This is a genomic window from Desulforamulus aquiferis (assembly GCF_030577015.1).
GTDB lineage: Bacteria > Bacillota > Desulfotomaculia > Desulfotomaculales > Desulfotomaculaceae > Desulfotomaculum > Desulfotomaculum aquiferis.
In genome coordinates this window covers 1-293 of sequence record NZ_JARPTC010000070.1, presented here as the reverse complement: position 1 = coordinate 293, position 293 = coordinate 1, and the positions used below count along the sequence as shown (strand labels likewise).

The window sequence follows — 293 nt, the reverse complement described above, 5'->3', positions numbered from 1 at the left end:
GATTGTAGTCTGCAACTCGACTACATGAAGTCGGAATCGCTAGTAATCGCAGGTCAGCATACTGCGGTGAATACGTTCCCGGGCCTTGTACACACCGCCCGTCACACCACGAAAGTTGACAACACCCGAAGCCGGTGAGCTAACTCGCAAGAGAGGCAGCCGTCGAAGGTGGGGTTGATGATTGGGGTGAAGTCGTAACAAGGTAGCCGTATCGGAAGGTGCGGCTGGATCACCTCCTTTCTAAGGAGTACCTTGAACCTTCGGTTCAAGAAACTCTGGTCGATCATTTATCA

At 52.2% G+C, this 293-nt stretch carries 1 rRNA gene; it reads left to right on the top strand.

The annotated features are described in order from the left end of the window. Positions 1–240 (top strand): 16S ribosomal RNA (locus tag P6N53_RS18560); the annotation flags it as partial. Positions 241–293: the final 53 nt, after the last annotated feature.